We start from the raw sequence: 21,487 nt of genomic DNA on the forward strand, positions 1-21,487 counted from the left end.
ACTAGCTCAGCTAGTTTTTATATTATAGTCCGTAGTTATAATCATCGTCTTGCATGGCTTCGACAGTTCCTAGAAGGTAACCATTACCAACTTGAGAGAAGAAGTCGTGGTTAGATGTTCCTGTAGAAATACCATTCATAACGATTGGGTTAACATCGTTCGAACTATCTGGGAAGAGTGGATCTTGTCCTAGGTTCATAAGAGCCTTGTTGGCGTTGTAACGAAGGAAAGTCATAACTTCTTCAGTCCATCCAACACCGTCATAAAGAGATTTAGTGTAGAGCTCTTCATTTTCATACAATTGATAGAGGAGATCATACATCCATTCACGGAAACTTTCTTGCTCTTCTTCAGGCAATTCGTTGAATCCAAGTTGGAATTTATAGCCAATATAGGTTCCGTGAACAGATTCGTCACGGATAATGAGCTTGATAATTTCAGCAACGTTAGCTAGCTTGTTATTACCAAGATAATAGAGTGGAGTGAAGAATCCTGAATAGAAAAGGAAAGTTTCAAGATATGTTGAAGCAACCTTTTTCTGAAGAGGCGTTCCATTTTCATAGATATCGTTAATGATTTTCGCCTTAGTTTGAAGGTATTCGTTACTGTTAGTCCACTCAAAAATTTCTTCAATTTCAGATTTTGTATTCAAAGTTGAGAAGATTGAAGAGTAAGATTTGGCGTGAACAGACTCCATGAACTGAATGTTGTTCAATACAGCTTCTTCATGAGGTGTACGGACGTCTGCACGAATGGCTTCAACACCTGTTTGAGATTGCATGGTATCTAGCAATGTTAAACCACCGAAAACTTTTCCAACCAAATCCTTTTCTTCAGCTGAAAGTTTACGCCAGTCATCAAGGTCATTTGAAAGTGGGATACGTGTATCTAGCCAAAATTGCTCGGTCAATTTTTCCCAGGTAGATTTATCAATCGCATCTTCGATTTCATTCCAGTTAATGGCTTTGTAGTAAGTTTCCATTAGAAACCTCTTTCTTTATTGATATCGTTACTATTTTATCATAATTCAAAATCATGATATAGTTTTTTTGAGTTGATCTATTAAAAAAGTCGGCGAACCGACCTTTTAATGCATTTTGTAAATAAGAGTAGTGAAGTTGCTATCGTTAAATCACTATCTTAAATGACACAGCTTTCACATTGGTTAGAACCAACCTCTTCCCCATCATCTGTATAAGTACGGATGTAGTAGATTGATTTAATTCCCTTGTTAAAGGCGTAGTTACGAAGGATAGAAAGGTCACGAGTTGTTTGTTTATTTTCTGTTTTCCATTCGTAAATTTCTTTTGGTAACTCACTACGCAAGAATAGGGTTAATGACAAACCTTGATCAACGTGTTCAGTCGCAGCGGCATAGACGTCGATAACTTTACGCATGTCCATGTCGTAGGCTGAAGTGTAGAAAGGAATTGTGTCTGTTGAAAGACCGTTGGCCGGGTAGTAAATTTTTCCGATTTTCTTTTCTTGACGTTCTTCAATACGTTGTGTGATTGGATGGATAGAAGCAGAACAGTCATTAATATAAGAGATTGAGCCATTTGGTGCAACAGCCAAACGGTTTTGATGGTAGAGTCCATCTTTCTTAACGAGTTCACGTAGTTCTTCCCAATCTTTGGCTTGTGGGATGAAGTGACCATCGAAAAGTTCTTTGATACGGTCAGATTTAGGAACGTATTGGCCTGTAACGTATTTATCAAAGTAAGAACCATCAGCATATTTTGATTTTTCAAAACCGACAAAGGTTTCTTGGCGTTCGCGGGCAATATTGTTAGATTCAACCAAAGTCCAGTAGTTCATAAGCATGAAGTAGATATTAGTGAATTCAACAGATTCGGGGCTACCATACTCGATATGGTGTTTAGCAAGGTAAGAGTGAAGCCCCATAGCTCCTAAACCAAAGGTATGGGCTTGTTGGTTACCATTTTTGATGGATGGTACAGCATCAATACTTGAACTATCTGTAACAAAGGTAAGTGCACGTGTCATAGCCTTAATCGAACGTCCGAAGTCAGGAGATGTCATCATGTTAAGGATATTAGTTGATCCAAGGTTACATGAAATATCTGTACCGAGTTTGACAAACTCTTGTGCATCGTTAAGTTCACTTGGTGTTTGAACTTGGAGAATTTCAGAACAGAGGTTGGACATGACGATCTTACCATCAATTGGGTTGTGTCGATTGGCTGTATCAACATTGACAATATATGGATAACCTGATTCTTGTTGGAGTTTAGAAATTTCAGTTTCTAGCTCACGTGCATTAATCTTGGTTTTTGTAATATTGGGATTGGCAACTAACTCATCATACATAGCTGTAATATCAATGTAGTTATATGGTTTACCATACTCTTTTTCGACTGAGTAAGGGCTGAAGAGATACATATCTTCATTATTACGTGCCAACTCGTAGAATTTATCTGGAACTGTAACACCAAGTGACAGTGTTTTAACACGCACCTTCTCATCAGCATTCTCTTTCTTAGTAGAAAGGAAGGCAAGGATATCTGGGTGGAAAACATCCAGGTAAACAACACCAGCACCTTGACGTTGGCCAAGTTGGTTTGAGTAAGAGAAGCTATCTTCGAAAAGCTTCATAACAGGTACGACACCAGAGGCTGCCCCAGCATAACCTTTGATAGGAGCACCAGCTTCACGTAGGTTAGATAGGCTAATACCTACCCCGCCACCAATACGAGACAACTGGAGGGCCGAGTTGATAGAACGTCCGATAGAATTCATGTCATCCGTTACTTGAATAAGGAAACATGACACGAGTTCACCACGACGGCTACGTCCAGCATTTAGAAATGAAGGAGTAGCAGGTTGGTAACGTTGGTGAATCATTTCGTTAGCAAGGTCACTAGCAAGGTTTTCATCACCATCAGCAAAGTAAAGGGCGTTGAAAAGAACGCGATCTTCAATACTTTCGAGGTAAGACTCGCCATCGTTTGTTTTGAGGGCATATTGTTGGTAGAACTTGTAGGCTGCCATGAAAGATTGGAAGCGGAATTTTTGAGAATGAATTTCTGCAGACAACTTTTCGATGAAAGCAGGTTCGTATTTACCGATGAATTCAGACTCGATATAATCGTTCTCAATCAAATAATTAATTTTATCTGTGATGCTGTTGAATGCCATTGAATTTGGCTTAACGTTTTCAAGGAAGAAGGCACGAAGTGCTTCTTTGTCCTTATGCAAAGGAATTTGACCGTTAACAGGACGGTTAATTTCGTTGTTGAGGCGGAAGTATGAGACATCGCCAAGATTTTTTAAAGACATAATACAGATACCAGGCTTACTTAGTTTAATAGTATATTAAGGTTAAAACATTATACTAAGCAGACAAGTTCCTTTCTATTTAAAAACTTGATAATTAAAGGATTTCTTTAAGTTTAGTCGGTTGAAAACCTGAAAAGACGATATCGCCTGCTTCAATAACTGGAGCAGCAGTGAAACCAAGACTTTTTACGTAATCGATTTTCTCTGGTTGTTCATCAATGTTGATTTCTTCGAAATCAGCACCTTCCTTTTCCAAGAATTTTTTAGTCATTTTACACTGCATGCAGTTGTTTTTAGAAAACAATGTAATCTTTGCCATTGCAAATACTCCTTTGTAAAAAGATTTTAAGTGGCCAAGAGAGCCACTTTTTTAACTCTAATAGAATACCCAAAATATTGGGAAAAATCAAGCTAAATATCTTAAGGAAATACAATATTTTGTGTTTAGTATTGAAACACAACCCTATATCTTGTGTTTCAAAGGCTTTTTTAAGTTCTCTAAATTAAATAGAATTTGTTTATGAAAATGGCTAAAAAAGAAATATCTCACCATATATGTTATGTAATATAACATCAAAATGCCGATTCTATTTGTTTTTTCAAAAATAACAGTGTAGAATAAAGAAAATTTTTAACTAATGGAGGTTCAAGTATGCAAGAATACTGTTCAAATCTAACTGTAAATGGTAAGACATTCTCTTTCTATGATCTCGAAAAAGCAGCAAAATCTCATGATGTTAAGGTCGGAGAACTACCTTATACCATTCGAATACTACTTGAAAGTCTCCTCCGAAAAAAAGATGGTGTCGATGTTAAGGAATCTCACATTTCTGATCTAATAAAATTTCCGAATTTTCCAACAATTTCTGAAGTACCTTTTAAACCAAGTCGTGTTATCTTACAGGATTTTACAGGGGTTCCTGTTGTTGTTGATTTAGCTTCCATGCGTGATGCTATAGTGGCTAATGGAGGTAAAGCCGAATTTATTAATCCCGAGATTCCAGTAGATTTGGTCATCGACCACTCTGTCCAAGTTGATTCATATGGATGTGATACTGCTCTTGAAGATAATATCAATCTAGAGTTTAAACGTAATAACGAGCGCTATGAGTTTCTTAAGTGGGCCGAACAGTCCTTTGAAAATTACCGTGCTGTTCCACCAGCAACAGGTATTATTCATCAGGTTAATATTGAATTTTTAAGTAATGTCATTATTGAAAATGATGGGCTCCTATATCCTGACTCTATGTTTGGTACAGATAGTCACACGACTATGATTAATGGTATTGGCGTTCTTGGTTGGGGTGTTGGTGGAATTGAAGCTGAAGCAGCTATGCTAGGTGAAGCGTCTTATTTCCCAATTCCAGAGGTTATTGGTGTACATCTGACAGGTGAGCTGCCTAAAATTGCCACAGCAACAGATTTGGCTCTCAAGATTACTCAGGTGCTTCGTTCTGAAAATGTGGTTGGTAAATTTGTTGAGTACTTTGGACCTGGCTTGAAGAGTTTATCTCTAGCTGACCGTGCTACTGTCGCTAATATGGCACCGGAATATGGTGCGACTTGTGGTTATTTTCCTATTGATGACGAGACTCTTAACTACATGCGTTTAACTAATCGTGATGAGGAACATATCCAAGTCACTGAAGCCTATACAAAAGCCAATCATCTTTTCTATGATCCAAGTAAAGAAGCCAAGTATACTAAGATTGTTGAAGTCGATTTGTCATCTATTAAACCTTCTATCTCAGGTCCTAAACGTCCACAAGATTTGATTCTCTTATCTGATGCTAAGCAAGAATTTCAAGATGCAGTGGTACGTGAAGCAGGTGTCCGTGGTTTCGGTTTGAATAATGAAGAGTTAGCAAAAACTGCAAAAGTTGATTTTGAGGATTATTCAGAAACAATTCAAACGGGTCATGTTGCCATTGCAGCAATCACATCATGTACCAATACCTCTAATCCTTACGTTCTTATGGCAGCCGGTCTTTTAGCCAAAAAAGCGGTTGAGAAGGGGCTCAAAGTCTCTCCAACAGTCAAGACCTCTTTGGCGCCTGGATCTAAAGTCGTTACAGGTTATCTCAAAGCTTCAGGCTTGCAAACCTATCTAGATAAGCTTGGCTTTAACTTGGTAGGTTATGGTTGCACAACTTGTATTGGTAACTCAGGAGATTTACGTCCTGAAGTGGCTAAGGCTATTGTAGACAATGACCTCCTAGCGAGTGCTGTATTGTCAGGAAATCGTAATTTTGAAGGGCGTATTAATCCACTTGTTAAAGCGAATTTCTTGGCTAGTCCACCATTAGTTGTTGCTTATGCCTTGGCTGGTAACACGAATATTGATTTGACAACTGAGCCTCTAGGCTTTGACGACAATGGTCAAGCTGTTTATTTAGAGGAGATTATGCCATCTCGTGATGACATTGAGACTTATGTTGATAAATACGTCACCCGTCAACTCTTCCAAGATGAATATGCCAGTGTCTTTTCTGATAGCGAGAAGTGGAATGCCATTCCTACTGAACAAAGTCAAAATTATAAATGGAATCAAAACTCTACCTATATTCAAAACCCACCTTACTTTGATGCTTTAGGAGATGATTTGAGTATTAAACCATTGAATGATTTGAAGGTTTTGGCTAAATTTGGAGATACGGTTACAACAGACCATATTTCTCCAGCGGGTAATATTGCCAGAAATAGTCCAGCAGCTCGTTATTTGACTGAGAATGGTGTCGATTATCAAGAATTTAATTCTTATGGTAGCCGTCGTGGAAATCACGAAGTCATGATGCGAGGAACTTTTGCTAATATTCGTATCAAGAATGAGCTAGCAGATGGAAAAATTGGTGGATATACTAAATATGATGGTGATATTCTACCTATATATGATGCTGCTATGAAATATAAAGAAGCTAATCAAGATACGCTTGTAATTGCTGGTAAGGATTATGGTATGGGCTCTAGTCGTGACTGGGCTGCTAAAGGTGCAAATCTCCTTGGTGTAAAAGTAGTGCTTGCTGAGAGTTTTGAGCGTATTCACCGTTCAAATCTAGTTATGATGGGAATTTTACCAGTACAATTTATGGAAGGGGAAAATGCTGAAAGTCTTGGATTGACAGGACATGAGACCTTTAGCTTTGATCTTTCAGAAAATCCAGGTGTCCATGATGTTATCACTGTTACAGCTTCAACACCTGAACAAACCAAAACCTTTAAAGCCTTGGTACGCTTCGATGCAGATGCTGATATTCGTTACTATAAAAATGGTGGTATCTTACCAATGGTTGTAAGAAAAAAATTGAAGGGAGCCTAATATGACAACAGTTGAAATTAATGGACTTAAGGATATGATTGCCTGTAATACTAGGATTTCATCTATTATTGATGACCATTTATCCTATGCAGGATATGATATTTCCGAGTTTATGGAAAATAAAGCGTCTTTTGAGGAAGTGATTTATCTCTTATGGAATGGTCATCTTCCTACGCAAATGGAACTCAAGTATTTTGAAGCTGAGTTGCGTAAGAACTATGACATTTCAGATGCTGTAGAACAATGCATTCTTATCCAATCTCGTCCACATTTGCACCCAATGAGTGTTTTACGTTCAACAGTTTCACTTCTTGGGGTATACAATGTGGATGCTGAGGAGAAGTCCATGGAAGCCGTTTATCAGCAAAGTATTGAATTGATGGCTAAATTGCCAACAATTATTACGACTTTTGCACGCTTACGCACTGGTAAAATGCCCCTCAAACCAAGAGAAGATTTAGGTTTTGCTGCTAATTTTCTTTACATGCTGAATGGTGTTGAACCTTCTGAAATTGAAGTTGAGGCTATGAATAAGGCCTTAATTCTACATGCTGATCATGAGTTGAATGCTTCAACTTTTGCAGCGCGTGTTTGTGCTTCGACTCTGACAGATATTTATTCGTGTATTACAACAGCTATTGGTGCTCTAAAAGGTCCCCTGCATGGTGGGGCTAATGAACGCGTCTTTGATATGCTTAAAGAAATCCGCGAATCAGGTGATGTTTATGCTTACTTACAGGAAAAACTTGACTCTAAAGAGAAAATCATGGGATTTGGGCACCGTGTATACAAGAAACAGGATCCTCGTGAAATTTTCTTAAGAGATATGGCTAAAAAGTTGACAGAGGGTACCGAGAATGAAGAATTCTTTAATATGTCTCAAGAAATTGAAGAGTTCATGAAAGATAAGAAGGGATTAATTCCCAATGTAGACTTCTATTCAGCCACCGTATACCATACTCTAGGAATTGACAGCGATATCTTCACACTTATCTTTGCAATGAGTCGTGTTGCCGGCTGGATTGCTCATATTCAAGAGCAGCAAAAAAATAACAAATTGATTCGTCCTCGCTCACAGTATATTGGACAAGAAAATATGACCTATATTCCTTTAGAAAAACGCTAGGGAGGAAAGCTATATGGCAGAAAAAATCGTAATGACAAATGGACAGCTTCAAGTTTCTGATAGTCCAATTATCCCTTTTATTGAAGGGGATGGTGTTGGACATGATATCTGGAAGAATGCCCAAGCAATCTTTGATAAAGCAGTAGAAGTAGCTTATGAAGGAACGCGTCATATTGAGTGGCAAGAGCTCCTAGCTGGTAAGAAGGCTTATGATAAAACAGGAGAATGGTTGCCGAAAAAAACATTGGAGACTATTCGAGAAAGTTTAGTTGCTATTAAGGGTCCGCTTGAGACGCCAGTAGGTGGAGGGATTCGTTCTTTAAATGTAGCTTTACGTCAAGAACTTGATCTCTACGCTTGTGTTAGACCGGTTCGTTACTTTGAAGGAGTAGCAAGTCCGCTTAAGGAACCAGAAAAAACGAATATTACTATTTTTCGTGAAAATACTGAAGATATTTATGCGGGAATTGAATGGGAAGCGGGAACAACAGATGTTAAGCGCGTGATTGAGTTTCTCCAGACAGAAATGAATGTTAGTAAAATTCGCTTCCCAGAATCAAGTAGTATCGGAATCAAGCCAATTTCAATAGAAGGAAGTAAACGTCTCATTCGCTCGGCTATCGACTATGCTCTCAAGAACAATCTAAAAAAAGTGACCTTAGTTCATAAGGGGAATATTCAAAAATTTACAGAAGGTGGCTTCCGTAAATGGGGTTATGAATTGGCTCAGGAAGAATATAAAGAAGAATTGCTGGCTGGTCGTTTAGAGATTAATGATATAATCGCGGATAACTTTCTACAACAGATTCTTTTAAATCCAGAAAAATTTGATGTTGTTGCCCTAACCAACTTGAATGGTGATTATGCCAGTGACGCCTTAGCTGCACAAGTTGGCGGTATCGGCATCTCCCCTGGAGCCAACATTAACTATCAAACAGGCCATGCTATTTTTGAAGCAACACATGGAACAGCTCCGGATATCGAAGATCAAGATAAGGCTAATCCTTGCTCAGTTCTATTATCTGGCTGCATGCTTCTAGATTATATTGGTTGGACTGAGGCAGCTCAACTGATTACAAGTGCTATTGAAAAGACATTTAAAGCTGATATCTTTACAGCTGACTTAGCATTTGGAAAACAAGCTTATTCAACGAGTGCCTTTAGCAATCAAATTCTTTCAATTATGTGATTGTTTTTGCTCGAAAATGAAAATTAACGATTGAAAACACCATGAAAGAAATTTTCTGAAAATGTTGTAAATAACTAGAGACTAGTATTTGCTTATGTTTAAAAAAATGAAAATGAGCAGTAAAATGAGAGACAGGCTTTTGAAAAACTTGTAGAAAGTACGTTTTAACCTTGATAATCTCAATTAGCTATGTTATAATTCTAAATTGTAAGGGTTATCATTGATAACTCAAATATTCCAAACTAAGAAGGAGAATCCATTATGGCTTCTAAAGATTTCCACATTGTTGCAGAAACAGGTATCCACGCACGTCCAGCTACTTTGCTTGTTCAAACAGCTAGCAAATTTGCTTCAGATATCACTCTTGACTACAAAGGTAAAGCAGTTAACCTTAAATCAATCATGGGTGTTATGAGCCTTGGTGTTGGTCAAGGTGCTGACGTAACTATCTCTGCAGAAGGTGCTGATGCTGATGATGCAATCGTAGCAATCGCAGAAACAATGACAAAAGAAGGATTGGCATAAGAATATGACAGAAATGCTTAAAGGAATCGCAGCATCTGATGGTGTTGCAGTTGCTAAGGCATATCTGCTTGTTCAACCGGACTTGTCATTTGAAACTGTAACAGTTGAAGATACAAGTGCAGAAGAGGCTCGTCTAGATGCTGCTCTAGCGGCGTCACAAGACGAGCTTTCTGTTATCCGTGAAAAAGCAGTTGAAAGCCTTGGTGAAGAAGCGGCAGCCGTTTTTGATGCTCACTTGATGGTTCTTGCTGACCCAGAAATGACTGGTCAAATTAAAGAAACTATCCGTGCTAAACAAGTTAATGCTGAAGCTGCTTTGACAGAAGTAACAGACATGTTTATCGCTATTTTTGAAGGTATGGAAGATAACCCATACATGCAAGAACGTGCAGCGGATATTCGTGACGTTACAAAACGTGTGCTTGCTAACTTGCTTGGTAAGAAATTGCCTAACCCGGCAACAATCAACGAAGAATCAATCGTTGTTGCTCATGACTTGACACCATCTGATACAGCTCAGTTGAACAAAAAGTACGTAAAAGCCTTTGTTACTAACATCGGTGGACGTACAAGTCACTCAGCTATCATGGCGCGTACACTTGAAATCGCAGCCGTTCTTGGAACAAATAACATCACAGAACTTGTCAAAGATGGTGATGTTTTGGCTGTTTCAGGTATTACTGGTGAAGTTGTTATCAACCCAACTGAAGAGCAAATTGCTGAGTTCAAAGCAGCTGGTGAAGCTTACGCTAAACAAAAAGCTGAATGGGCTCTCCTTAAAGATGCTCAAACAGTTACTGCTGATGGAAAACATTTCGAATTGGCTGCTAACATTGGTACACCTAAAGACGTTGAAGGTGTAAATGATAACGGTGCTGAAGCTGTTGGTCTCTATCGTACAGAATTCTTGTATATGGATTCTCAAGACTTCCCAACTGAAGATGACCAATATGAAGCTTACAAAGCAGTTCTTGAAGGTATGAACGGTAAACCTGTTGTCGTTCGTACAATGGATATCGGTGGGGATAAAGAACTCCCTTACTTCGACCTTCCTAAAGAAATGAACCCATTCTTGGGTTACCGTGCTTTGCGTATTTCTATCTCTGAAACTGGTAATCAAATGTTCCGTACACAATTGCGTGCTTTGCTTCGTGCATCTGTTCACGGTAAATTGCGTATCATGTTCCCAATGGTTGCTTTGTTGACTGAGTTCCGTACTGCTAAAGGTATTCTTGAAGAAGAAAAAGCTAAATTGGTTGCTGAAGGTGTTGCCGTTGCAGACGATATCGAAGTAGGTATCATGATTGAAATCCCAGCTGCAGCTATGCTTGCTGACCAATTTGCTAAGGAAGTTGATTTCTTCTCAATTGGTACAAATGACCTTATCCAATACACAATGGCTGCTGACCGTATGAACGAACAAGTTTCATACCTTTACCAACCATATAACCCATCAATCCTTCGTTTGATTAACAATGTTATCAAAGCGGCTCACGCTGAAGGTAAATGGGCTGGTATGTGTGGTGAAATGGCCGGTGACCAAACTGCTGTTCCACTTCTTGTTGGAATGGGCTTGGATGAGTTCTCAATGTCAGCGACATCTGTTCTTCGTACACGTAGCTTGATGAAGAAACTTGACACAGCTAAAATGGAAGAATACGCTAACCGTGCTCTTACTGAATGTGCAACAATGGAAGAAGTTCTTGAACTTTCAAAAGAATACGTTAACGTAGACTAATCATAAAAAGTGGAGGCTTAGGCTTTCACTTTTTTTATATCTAAACGGAGACAAAATAATTGACTCATTCTTTAGTTAGGAGTAGAATACGGCTAACCTAGGTTAACAATTTTAACTATTTTTTGTCAAAATTTTCTGAATAATTCTCGTTTAAATCTTGGAATATTTCTAAAAAAATGATAAAATAGGTCCTATAATAGATAAAAGGAGTTACTATCTTGGCTAAACAATACAAAAACTATGTCAATGGTGAGTGGAAAACATCTGAAAACGAAATTACTATTTACGCACCTGCAAACGGTGAGGAACTTGGATCAGTTCCAGCGATGAGCCAAGCTGAAGTAGACGAAGTCTACGCAGCAGCTAAAGCAGCACTCCCAGCATGGCGTGCGCTTTCATATGCTGAACGTGCAGCATACCTTCATAAAGCAGCAGATATCTTGGAACGTGATGCAGAAAAAATCGGTCAAGTTCTTTCTAAAGAAATCTCTAAAGGTTTGAAATCTGCAATCGGTGAAGTTGTTCGTACTGCTGAAATCATCCACTATGCAGCTGAAGAAGGTTTGCGTTTGGAAGGTGAAGTACTTGAAGGTGGTGCATTTGACGCTGGTAGCAAGAAAAAAATTGCTGTTGTTCGTCGCGAACCAGTAGGTCTTGTACTTGCTATCTCTCCATTTAACTACCCAGTAAACTTGGCTGGTTCTAAAATTGCTCCTGCCTTGATTGCTGGTGACGTTGTTGCCTTCAAACCACCAACACAAGGTTCTATCTCAGGTCTTCTTTTGGTTGAAGCATTTGTTGAAGCTGGTATCCCTTCAGGTGTCTTGAACTCTATCACAGGTCGTGGTTCTGTTATCGGTGACTACATCGTTGAACACAAAGCAGTTGATTTCATCAACTTCACAGGTTCAACACCAGTTGGTGAAAACATCGGTCGTTTGGCAGCTATGCGTCCAATCATGCTTGAACTTGGTGGTAAAGATGCCGCTATCGTTCTTGAAGATGCTGATCTTGACTTGACTGCTAAAAACATTGTTGCTGGTGCCTTTGACTATTCAGGTCAACGTTGTACAGCTATCAAACGTGTCCTTGTAATGGATAGCGTTGCAGATGAATTGGTAGAAAAAGTAACTGCTTTGGTAGGTAATATCACTGTTGGTATGCCTGAAGAAAGCGCAAGCGTTACACCACTTATCGATACAAAAGCAGCTGACTTCGTTCAAGGTTTGATTGATGATGCCGTTGAACAAGGTGCTACTGCTAAAACTGAATTGAAACGTGAAGGTAACCTTATCTACCCAGCTGTCTTTGACCATGTAACAACTGACATGCGTCTTGCTTGGGAAGAACCATTTGGTCCAGTATTGCCATTCATCCGTGTATCTTCAGTTGAAGAAGCAATCAAGATTTCTAACGAATCTGAATTTGGACTTCAAGGTGCTGTCTTCACACAAGACTACCCACGTGCATTTGCAATTGCTGAACAACTTGAAGTTGGTACAGTTCACATCAACAACAAAACACAACGTGGTACAGATAACTTCCCATTCCTTGGTGTTAAAGGATCTGGTGCCGGAACTCAAGGTGTGAAATACTCTATCGAAGCTATGACTCGTGTGAAATCAACAGTATTTGATATCGCAAACTACTAAGAGTGTAGCTATTCAATCATTAAAAAAGTGTAAAGAGTCCCAATAATAGGGGCTCTTTTTCTTTTAAAATATGGTATAATAGAACTAAATTTCGAATATAGAGAGTTTTCTGACAATGAATAAATCTTATTTTTACTTGGTTATGAAGACGCATGAGTTAGAGGTACCATACACTGGTCAACTTCGTCGTGTGCGTGTTCTTCTACCTAAGAACTATGAAACGGATACAGATCGTTCTTACCCTGTCGTGTATTTCCATGATGGTCAGAATGTTCTTTATAGTAAGGAGTCTTTTTCTGGCTATTCTTGGAAGATTATCCCAACAATCAAGCGTAATCCTGATATTTCGCGCATGATTGTTGTAGCCATTGATAATGATGGTCCTGGCCGTATGAATGAGTATTCTGCGTGGAAGTACCAAGAATCTAATATCCCTGGTGTCCAGTTCGGAGGTAAGGGTGTAGAGTATGCAGAGTTTGTCATGGATGTGGTTAAACCCTTTATTGATAAGGAATACCGTACCCTCTCTGACCGTCAGCATACAGCTATGATTGGTTCATCTCTCGGTGGTAATATCACTCAGTTTATGGGGCTTGATTATAAGGAGCAGATTGGTTGTCTTGGGGTATTTTCTTCAGCTAACTGGTTGCATCAAGATGCCTTTGATCGTTACATGTCGCGTCAAAAATTGGATGCAGATCAACGTGTTTACATTTATGTGGGGACTGAGGAAGCTGATGATACTGATAAGACCTTGATGGCTGGTAACATTAAGCAGGCTTACATTGACTCTTCATTAAGCTATTACCATGATTTGATTGCTCGTGGGGTTGATTTGGAAAATATCAAGATTCACATTCAGTCTGGTGCTGAACACAATGAAGAAGCTTGGGCCGAGAATTTACCAGACTGTCTTCGCTTTTTCGCTGAAAAGTGGGACTAGTCTTTATTAACGCAAAATATTTTTAATTTAGGAAAAGGAATATAAATATGAATATCGAACATCTTAGCCACTGGAGTGGTCAACTTAATCGTGAAATGTATGTTAACCGTTATGGGCACGCTGGTATCCCTGTTGTGGTTTTTGCTTCATCAGGTGGTAGCCATAACGAATACTATGACTTTGGTATGATTGATGCTTGTGCACGTTTTATCGAAGAAGGACGCGTACAATTCTTTACGCTTTCAAGTGTGGACAGTGAAAGCTGGCTTTGTGATTGGAAAAATCCACACGATCGTGCTGAAATGCACCGTGCCTATGAACGTTATGTTATTGAAGAAGCTATTCCATTTATCAAACACAAAACTGGTTGGTTTGATCCAATGATGACAACAGGATGTTCAATGGGTGCTTACCATGCGCTTAATTTCTTCTTGCAACACCCTGATGTTTTCAATAAAGTAGTAGCCCTTAGTGGTGTCTACGATGCTCGTTTCTTTGTGGGTGAGTTTGGAGGGGATGAAGCTATTTACCAAAATTCCCCATCAGATTATATCTGGAACCAAAATGATGGTTGGTTTATCGACCGCTACCGTCAAGCTGAGATCATCGTATGTACAGGTCTTGGTGCTTGGGAACAAGATGGTCTTCCATCTTACTATAAACTCAAGGAAGCCTTTGAACAAAAGAATATTCCAGCTTGGTTCTCTGAGTGGGGTCATGATGTCGCTCACGATTGGGAATGGTGGCGTAAACAAATGCCTTATTTCCTTGACAATATGAACCTATAACTTCTTTGTCCATCCCATCTAAATAACTATAAAAGAGGAATTACTAATGAATTATCTTGTTATTTCACCATACTATCCACAAAACTTCCAACAGTTTACAGTTGAACTTGCTAATAAGGGCATCACTGTTCTTGGTATTGGTCAAGAGCCTTATGAACAATTGGATCAACCTTTGAAAGAGGCTTTGACTGAGTACTTCCGTGTAGACAATCTGGAAAACTTGGATGAAGTTAAACGTGCGGTAGCCTTTCTTTTCTATAAACACGGATCAATTGACCGAATCGAATCTCATAACGAATACTGGTTGGAATTGGATGCTGCTCTTCGTGAACAGTTCAATGTTTTTGGTGCTAAGCCAGAAGATCTTAAGAAGACTAAATTTAAGTCTGAAATGAAAAAACTCTTCCAAAAAGCTGGAGTTCCAGTTGTACCTGGTGCTGTCATTAAAACTGATGAAGATGTGGATAAAGCTGTGAAAGAAATCGGTCTTCCAATGATTGCTAAGCCAGATAATGGGGTTGGTGCAGCTGCAACCTTTAAACTTGAAACAGAAGATGATATCAATCATTTCAAGGCTGAGTGGGACCATGAAACAGTTTATTTCTTTGAAAAATTTGTAACTTCAAGCGAAATCTGTACTTTCGATGGTTTGATTGATCATGATGGTAATATTGTCTTCTCAACAACTTTCGATTATGCTCACACTCCACTTGACTTGATGATTTACAAGATGGACAATTCTTACTACGTTCTTAAGGATATGGATCCTAAGTTACGTAAGTATGGTGAGGCAATTGTCAAAGAATTTGGTATGAAGGAACGTTTCTTCCATATTGAGTTCTTCCGTGATGGTGACGATTATATTGCTATTGAATATAATAACCGTCCAGCAGGTGGCTTCACAATCGACGTCTATAACTATGCTCATTCGTTTGATTTGTACAAGGGTTATGCGGATATCGTTGCTGGTGAACCATTCCCAGCTTCTCAGTTTGAGCCACTTTACTGTTTGGCTACTTCACGTCGTGCAAGCTCACACTATGCTTACTCAGAAGAAGAACTTTTTGATAAGTATCGTGAACAACTTAAAGTTAAGAAAATCATGCCTGCAGCCTTTGCAGAGTTGCAAGGTGACTTCCTTTATATGTTGACAACTCCAAGTCGTGAGGAAATGGAACAAATGATTGAGGACTTTGGTAAAAAAGCCTAATCTGTATATGTTAAAAGCACTTCAGAGTAAACTGAAGTGCTTTTGTAATGCCTTATTTTTCGTGAAGTTCTTGATTTTTAAGAACCAGTTCTGAAACTTTGGCGAATTTTTTAAGTTTTTTGAGGTCTTCTGGATGGGTTACAAAGCTAATGACGCTGCCTTCATTTCCCATACGACCAGTACGTCCTGCACGGTGAGTATAGGCTTCGCGATCTCGAGGAATATCGAAGTTGATGACTACCTCTAGATTTTCAATATCGATGCCGCGTGCCAAGAGATCAGTACCTAGTAAGAGTGAAATCTCATGATTCTTGAATTTTTCCAAGATAACCTTACGGAATTTGACGTTGATGTCACTAGCCAATGATACCGCTGAAGCCCCGTTAAATTGGAGGCGTTCTTCAGTAGCCCCAAGGTCAGATAGACTGTTAAAAAAGACAAGACTACGGAAGTCAGGGATATTGGAGAACTTACGGAGAAGTTCGACACGGTTACGTTTATCAACACTGATAAAATAATGTTTGATGGTGTCAAGTTCTTGATCAGATAGGTCATAAACGATGGTATTTTCGACAAGATTTTGATCATCAATTTTGTTGGTTGCCGAAATATAAATCATTTGATGGTCACGAGGAACATGGTGGCTGATTTTTGTCACAAAGTGGTATTGGCTATCACTGAGAAGCTCATCAAATTCATCTAGGACGATGGTGTTGACATTCATCATCTTGATCTTTTTGAGTTTAATCAGCTCAAAGACACGGCCAGGTGTTCCGATGAGAATTTCCGGTCCTTTCTTCAGGCGTTCAATTTGTCTCTTTTGACTAGAGCCAGAAAGGAAGAGTTGGGCAGTGAGTCCTAGTGGCTCAGCCCATTGTTTGGTCACATCAAAAATCTGTCCAGCAAGCTCTGAATTGGGTGCTAGGATAAGCAATTGCTGAGATTTTTTGGGCTTGAGTGAGAGGAGCAATGGGAGAAGGTAGGCTAGAGTCTTACCTGTTCCTGTAGGACTGATACCTAGGATATTGTCTCCTTCAGTGATTGGTGCAAAGAGTTCTTTTTGAATGGCAGTCTCTGTAGTGATTCCTTTTTCTTTAAGGAGGTCTTGCCATTGTTCAGGAAAGTTTTTAAACATAAAAGTCTCATTTTCTATATGGATTTGCTTTTATTATATCATGATTTAGTGTAGAATAAATAAGAAAGACTATATTAGATAGGAATTTACCATGCCTAAAAAACCGATTATTATTGGGGTTACGGGTGGCTCTGGTGGAGGTAAGACCAGTGTTTCTCGTGCCATTCTATCAAATTTTCCAGATGAGAAAATTGCTATGATTGAGCATGATTCTTATTATAAGGATCAGTCACATTTGACTTTTGAAGAGCGTGTATCAACTAACTACGACCATCCCTTTGCCTTCGATACAGATCTTATGATTGAACACATCAATGAGCTGATTGCTGGGCGTCCAGTGGATATTCCGATTTATGACTACACCCAACACACTCGTAGTGAAAAGACTTATCGTCAGGAACCACAGGACGTCTTCATTGTTGAAGGGATTTTGGTACTTGAGGATAAACGCTTGCGTGATTTGATGGATATCAAGCTTTTTGTAGATACTGATGATGACATTCGTATTATCCGTCGTATCAAGCGTGACATGGAAGAGCGTGGCCGTAGCTTGGATAGTATTATTGAGCAATATATCAGTGTGGTTAAACCTATGTACCACCAGTTTATCGAACCTACGAAACGCTACGCAGATGTGGTGATTCCTGAAGGTGTCACAAATACTGTTGCTATCGATTTGATTAATACTAAGGTAGCAAGCATTTTGAAAGAAAGTCAGAAAGTCTAAGCAGGAGCTTGGCTTTTTTGGTATAATTGAAACGTTATGATTATTTTACAAGGAAACAAGATTGAGCGCTCTTTCTCAGGAGATGTGCTCTTTGATAATATTAATATTCAGGTAGATGAACGCGATCGTATTGCATTGGTTGGCCGTAACGGTGCTGGAAAATCAACCTTATTGAAAATCTTGGTTGGAGAGGAAGCGCCGACGAGTGGTGAAATCAACACAAAACGTGATTTGAATTTGTCTTACTTGGCTCAGGATAGTCGATTTGAGTCTAGCAATACCATCTATGCGGAAATGTTAAATGTCTTTGCAGACCTACGTGCAGATGAAAAACGTCTACGTGACATGGAAATGAAGATGGCCGAGTTGACTGGGGCTGATTTGGACAAGTTAATGACTGACTACGATCGACTTTCCGAGGATTTCAGACAGCGAGGTGGATTTACCTATGAATCTGATATCAGAGCTATTCTCAATGGTTTTAAGTTTGATGAAAGCATGTGGGAGATGCCTATTTCAGATCTTTCTGGAGGGCAAAACACGCGCCTGGCTTTGGCGAAAATGCTGCTTGAGAAGCCTGAGCTCTTGGTACTGGACGAACCGACCAACCACTTGGATATCGAGACCATTGCCTGGTTGGAAAATTACTTGGTCAATTATCAGGGAGCTCTAATCATTGTCAGTCACGACCGTTATTTTTTGGACAAGGTGGCGACAGTGACCCTGGATTTGACCAAACATAGTTTAGATCGTTATGTCGGAAACTATTCAAAATTCATGGACCTTAAGGCTGAAAAGTTGGCCACTGAAGCAAAGAACTTCGAAAAGCAACAAAAGGAAATTGCTAAGCTGGAGGATTTTGTTAATCGTAATATTGTTCGTGCTTCTACAACTAAGCGTGCTCAAGCCCGTCGCAAACAGCTAGAGAAAATGGAACGCCTGGATAAGCCAACAGAAGGCCAGAAGTCAGCCAATATGACTTTCCATGCAGACAAGGTCTCTGGAAATGTAGTTTTGACTGTTAGGGATGCTGCTATTGGTTATGACGATGAGATTCTCTCAGAGCCTATTTCTCTCGATGTTAAGAAGATGGATGCCATTGCCATTGTGGGACCTAATGGTATCGGAAAAACAACCTTTATCAAGTCGGTAGTAGGTAAACTGCCATTTATCAAGGGAACATCAACTTATGGTGCCAATGTTGAAGTGGGTTACTATGACCAAACCCAATCTGCCTTGACACCGTCAAACACTGTTCTTGATGAGTTGTGGAATGATTTTGCGACAACTCCAGAAGTTGAGATTCGTAACCGTCTGGGGGCCTTTCTCTTCTCAGGTGATGATGTCAAAAAGTCGGTTTCCATGCTTTCGGGTGGTGAGAAGGCTCGCTTGCTCCTAGCTAAATTATCAATGGAAAACAACAACTTCCTCATCCTAGATGAGCCGACCAACCACTTGGACATTGATAGTAAGGAAGTCTTGGAAAATGCCCTCATCGACTTTGATGGAACGCTTCTTTTTGTCAGCCACGACCGTTACTTTATCAACCGAGTGGCAACCAAAGTGATGGAAATTTCTGAGGATGGAGCGACCATTTATCTTGGAGACTACGATTACTACCTTGAGAAGAAAGCGGAGCTTGAAGAGTTAGCACGTCTTGAGGCAGAGGAAAATCAAGTTTCAGAGGAAGTCCAAGTAGCTTCAGCGGGAGCTAGTGATTATCAAGCTCAAAAAGCCAATCAAAAAGAGATGCGTAAACTAAGTCGACGCATTGAGCAAATTGAAAATGAGCTAGAGACGATTGAAGAACGCTTGGAGGAAATCTCTGCTGCCATGCTTGAAACAAATGATGTGGCAGAATTGTCTGACTTGCAAAAAGAGCTCGATGACTTATCAGTTTCTCAAGAAGCTCTGATGGAAGAGTGGAGTGACTTATCAGAACAAATGGAAGGTTAAGGGATGATGAGAACCTTTTCATGTTTTGAGTTGTGAAAGGCTTACATTGTTGGTATAATAGTCTTAGTATATAAAAGGAGACTAACTTTATGAACAAAGTAAAGAAAAAAGTGTATCGTAACACAACATCTTTCAACATGATGGCATGGGGATCATTTGCCTTCTTCGTAATCTTGATGTTGGTAGGCCTCTATACCCTTAAAGAGCCTTTGATGGTTAAGGGTTACTACCTCATGGGATGTGTTGGCTTGATTTCATCTTCCTTTACAGTATCTAAGGTTGTCCGTGATAATCAAGAAGATGAAGAAAACTATAACAAACTCATCGCTCAACAAACTTTCGAACAATAAGAGGAGAAGCCTGAAAAGGCTTTTTCTTTTTGTCAAACTCTAATTTATTATTTGATACATACTTTACTCAAATAATAAAAAGTCTCTTAAATAAGCACAATATTAAAATTGGATAAAAAATTAAAGAATACGTTGACACCTTATTTCTTTTTAAATATACTGATGATATAAAATTAATTTGGAGTTTAATATAATGAAATTACGTAGTATGACTTTTCTATCATTACTTATATTTTTTTCGATAGCAGTGGCGCATGTTAATGCAGATTCGAAAGTTGAAAATGAAGTAAAGACTCCTATATCTTCTAAAAACTTAGATGAAGAGTATTATGATGATTTAGTGACTGATTTTAAAAAAGCAGGATTTACAGATGTTGTAGTCAAGAAAGATGAAGATCTTATTTTTGGATTTGTACATTTCGATGGAGAAGTAGAAGAAATTCAAATAGGAAAAACTACGAATTTTAAAAAAGGAGCCTCTTTTTCAAAGAATGACAAAGTTACAATAACTTATCATACTTATTCAAATAGTGATCAGAAAATTCTAAAATTGGAACTTGATAGAGAGTTTACAGCAGATGAAAATGGTAATGTTGAAGTTAGTGGTATTACAGAAAAAGGAACACAAATATCATCTTCAGATGAACAGAGTACAGATGCAAAAGAAGATGGTAAGTTTAGTATGTCATTTAAACTAAAAGGTAAGGATGATTCTAGAATGAGACTTGATTTAAAAAATGGAAAAAAGAATCGAGTTAAATATATAACATTGCATCAGAATAGAAAGGTAATTGAAAAAATTGAATCGTCAGAAGAAGCTAGTGCATCTTCAAGTATAGCAGCATCAGAAAATGCAGCCAGAGAAAAACAGAAGATTGATGATTATAATAAAAACCATATTGCATATAAAATTGATTTTTATGATTATAAAAAGTTTTATATTCTAGATACTCAAAATCATCAAATTTTTGAGATAACAAAATATGATAATGAAGAGAATGCTGTAGTCACTACTGCTTCTTATACAGGAGATATGAATACAGCAATTGATTTTACGTTTGATTTTGGTGAAGGTGGTAGCTACTCAATGCATGCCTACAATAAGTACAATGGTTTACCTAAATCTGGTGCAATTTTTACAGGTGTAAATGACGGAAGTAGTAATAAAGCTAGCTATTTAGAAGACTCTTATAGTATTGCAAAAAAATATTTAGGTATTGAGTGATAAACAATTCTCATATTAGAAAAAAAGTATAATTTAGCCTTAAGTGATTTATCAATCGTGGCAATAAATACAAATAAATTCTTCAAGAAGTAATTAAATAAAGCTAGATGAGACTTCCTGCTGTGAGAAAAGTGGCTGAACCATTTTAATACCAGCCACTCGGAATTTTTGAGACTTTAGGCTCAAAAATTAGTCATGGAACTTCGAAGAAGGTCGCTGACGTCCGTACTCACTTTAAGGAAGTCTGAAAAAGATTATATTTAAAGAAGCCTGAAAAGGCTTTTTCTTTTTGCAGAAAATGCACAAT

General features: G+C 38.6%; 17 protein-coding genes. 13 read left to right on the plus strand and 4 right to left on the minus strand.

The annotated features are described in order from the left end of the window. Positions 1–22: 22 nt before the first annotated feature. From nrdF to nrdH, 3 genes are all read right to left on the minus strand, one after another. A complete protein-coding gene (gene nrdF / locus HMPREF2867_RS00580) occupies positions 23–982 on the minus strand; it encodes a class 1b ribonucleoside-diphosphate reductase subunit beta (RefSeq protein WP_070574966.1) in 960 nt (319 codons plus the stop codon). 158 nt (positions 983–1,140) lie between these two features. After that, positions 1,141–3,300 carry a class 1b ribonucleoside-diphosphate reductase subunit alpha gene (nrdE, locus tag HMPREF2867_RS00585; protein ID WP_002890676.1) on the minus strand — a complete coding sequence of 720 codons (2,160 nt, stop codon included), beginning with the start codon at positions 3,298–3,300 and terminating at the stop codon, positions 1,141–1,143. Positions 3,301–3,394: 94 nt separating this feature from the next. After that, positions 3,395–3,619 (minus strand): glutaredoxin-like protein NrdH, encoded by a 225-nt coding sequence (nrdH, locus tag HMPREF2867_RS00590; protein ID WP_004182714.1) that lies wholly within the window; start codon positions 3,617–3,619, stop codon positions 3,395–3,397. A gap of 333 nt (positions 3,620–3,952) precedes the next feature. Between nrdH and acnA the strand changes: the two genes are divergently transcribed. The 9 genes from acnA to HMPREF2867_RS00635 all read left to right on the plus strand — a co-directional run bounded on the left by acnA (position 3,953) and on the right by HMPREF2867_RS00635 (position 15,787). Beyond that, positions 3,953–6,616, plus strand: a complete 2,664-nt coding sequence (acnA, locus tag HMPREF2867_RS00595; RefSeq protein WP_070574969.1) for an aconitate hydratase AcnA — start codon at positions 3,953–3,955, stop codon at positions 6,614–6,616. 1 nt (position 6,617) lies between these two features. Further along, positions 6,618–7,742 carry a citrate synthase gene (locus HMPREF2867_RS00600; protein ID WP_070574972.1) on the plus strand — a complete coding sequence of 375 codons (1,125 nt, stop codon included), beginning with the start codon at positions 6,618–6,620 and terminating at the stop codon, positions 7,740–7,742. A gap of 13 nt (positions 7,743–7,755) precedes the next feature. Continuing rightward, positions 7,756–8,931 (plus strand): NADP-dependent isocitrate dehydrogenase, encoded by a 1,176-nt coding sequence (gene icd, locus HMPREF2867_RS00605; protein ID WP_070574975.1) that lies wholly within the window; start codon positions 7,756–7,758, stop codon positions 8,929–8,931. Positions 8,932–9,192: 261 nt separating this feature from the next. After that, positions 9,193–9,456, plus strand: a complete 264-nt coding sequence (locus tag HMPREF2867_RS00610) for a phosphocarrier protein HPr (RefSeq protein WP_045772118.1) — start codon at positions 9,193–9,195, stop codon at positions 9,454–9,456. Between the two features lie 4 nt (positions 9,457–9,460). Next, on the plus strand, positions 9,461–11,194 hold the full coding sequence (gene ptsP / locus HMPREF2867_RS00615; protein WP_002890681.1) for a phosphoenolpyruvate--protein phosphotransferase: 1,734 nt from the start codon (positions 9,461–9,463) through the stop codon (positions 11,192–11,194). Between the two features lie 218 nt (positions 11,195–11,412). Then, positions 11,413–12,846, plus strand: coding sequence for an NADP-dependent glyceraldehyde-3-phosphate dehydrogenase (locus HMPREF2867_RS00620; RefSeq protein WP_070574978.1), 1,434 nt, complete (start codon positions 11,413–11,415; stop codon positions 12,844–12,846). 115 nt (positions 12,847–12,961) lie between these two features. Continuing rightward, positions 12,962–13,789, plus strand: coding sequence for an alpha/beta hydrolase (locus HMPREF2867_RS00625; RefSeq protein WP_049528774.1), 828 nt, complete (start codon positions 12,962–12,964; stop codon positions 13,787–13,789). Positions 13,790–13,836: 47 nt separating this feature from the next. Then, positions 13,837–14,577, plus strand: a complete 741-nt coding sequence (locus HMPREF2867_RS00630; RefSeq protein ID WP_002884014.1) for an esterase family protein — start codon at positions 13,837–13,839, stop codon at positions 14,575–14,577. Positions 14,578–14,623: 46 nt separating this feature from the next. Then, the gene (locus HMPREF2867_RS00635) at positions 14,624–15,787 is read left to right on the plus strand and encodes an ATP-grasp domain-containing protein (RefSeq protein WP_070574981.1); all 1,164 of its coding nucleotides are present in this window, start codon (positions 14,624–14,626) and stop codon (positions 15,785–15,787) included. Positions 15,788–15,839: 52 nt separating this feature from the next. Here the strand turns inward: HMPREF2867_RS00635 and HMPREF2867_RS00640 are convergent, their stop codons facing one another. Beyond that, the gene (locus HMPREF2867_RS00640; RefSeq protein WP_037600958.1) at positions 15,840–16,922 is read right to left on the minus strand and encodes a DEAD/DEAH box helicase; all 1,083 of its coding nucleotides are present in this window, start codon (positions 16,920–16,922) and stop codon (positions 15,840–15,842) included. A 91-nt stretch (positions 16,923–17,013) separates the two neighbouring features. Here HMPREF2867_RS00640 and udk point away from each other — a divergent pair, with 91 nt between their 5' ends. From udk to HMPREF2867_RS00660, 4 genes are all read left to right on the plus strand, one after another. Continuing rightward, on the plus strand, positions 17,014–17,649 hold the full coding sequence (gene udk, locus HMPREF2867_RS00645; RefSeq protein WP_037600961.1) for a uridine kinase: 636 nt from the start codon (positions 17,014–17,016) through the stop codon (positions 17,647–17,649). A 36-nt stretch (positions 17,650–17,685) separates the two neighbouring features. Then, positions 17,686–19,605, plus strand: coding sequence for an ABC-F family ATP-binding cassette domain-containing protein (locus HMPREF2867_RS00650; RefSeq protein ID WP_048790749.1), 1,920 nt, complete (start codon positions 17,686–17,688; stop codon positions 19,603–19,605). A gap of 89 nt (positions 19,606–19,694) precedes the next feature. Beyond that, the gene (locus tag HMPREF2867_RS00655) at positions 19,695–19,955 is read left to right on the plus strand and encodes a YiaA/YiaB family inner membrane protein (protein WP_002883990.1); all 261 of its coding nucleotides are present in this window, start codon (positions 19,695–19,697) and stop codon (positions 19,953–19,955) included. Between the two features lie 193 nt (positions 19,956–20,148). Beyond that, entirely contained in the window at positions 20,149–21,180 is a 1,032-nt protein-coding gene (locus HMPREF2867_RS00660; protein ID WP_070574986.1) for a hypothetical protein, read from the plus strand. The last annotated feature ends 307 nt before the right edge of the window (positions 21,181–21,487 follow it).

Origin of the sequence: Streptococcus sp. HMSC064H09, from assembly GCF_001812625.1 — a bacterium.
GTDB lineage: Bacteria > Bacillota > Bacilli > Lactobacillales > Streptococcaceae > Streptococcus.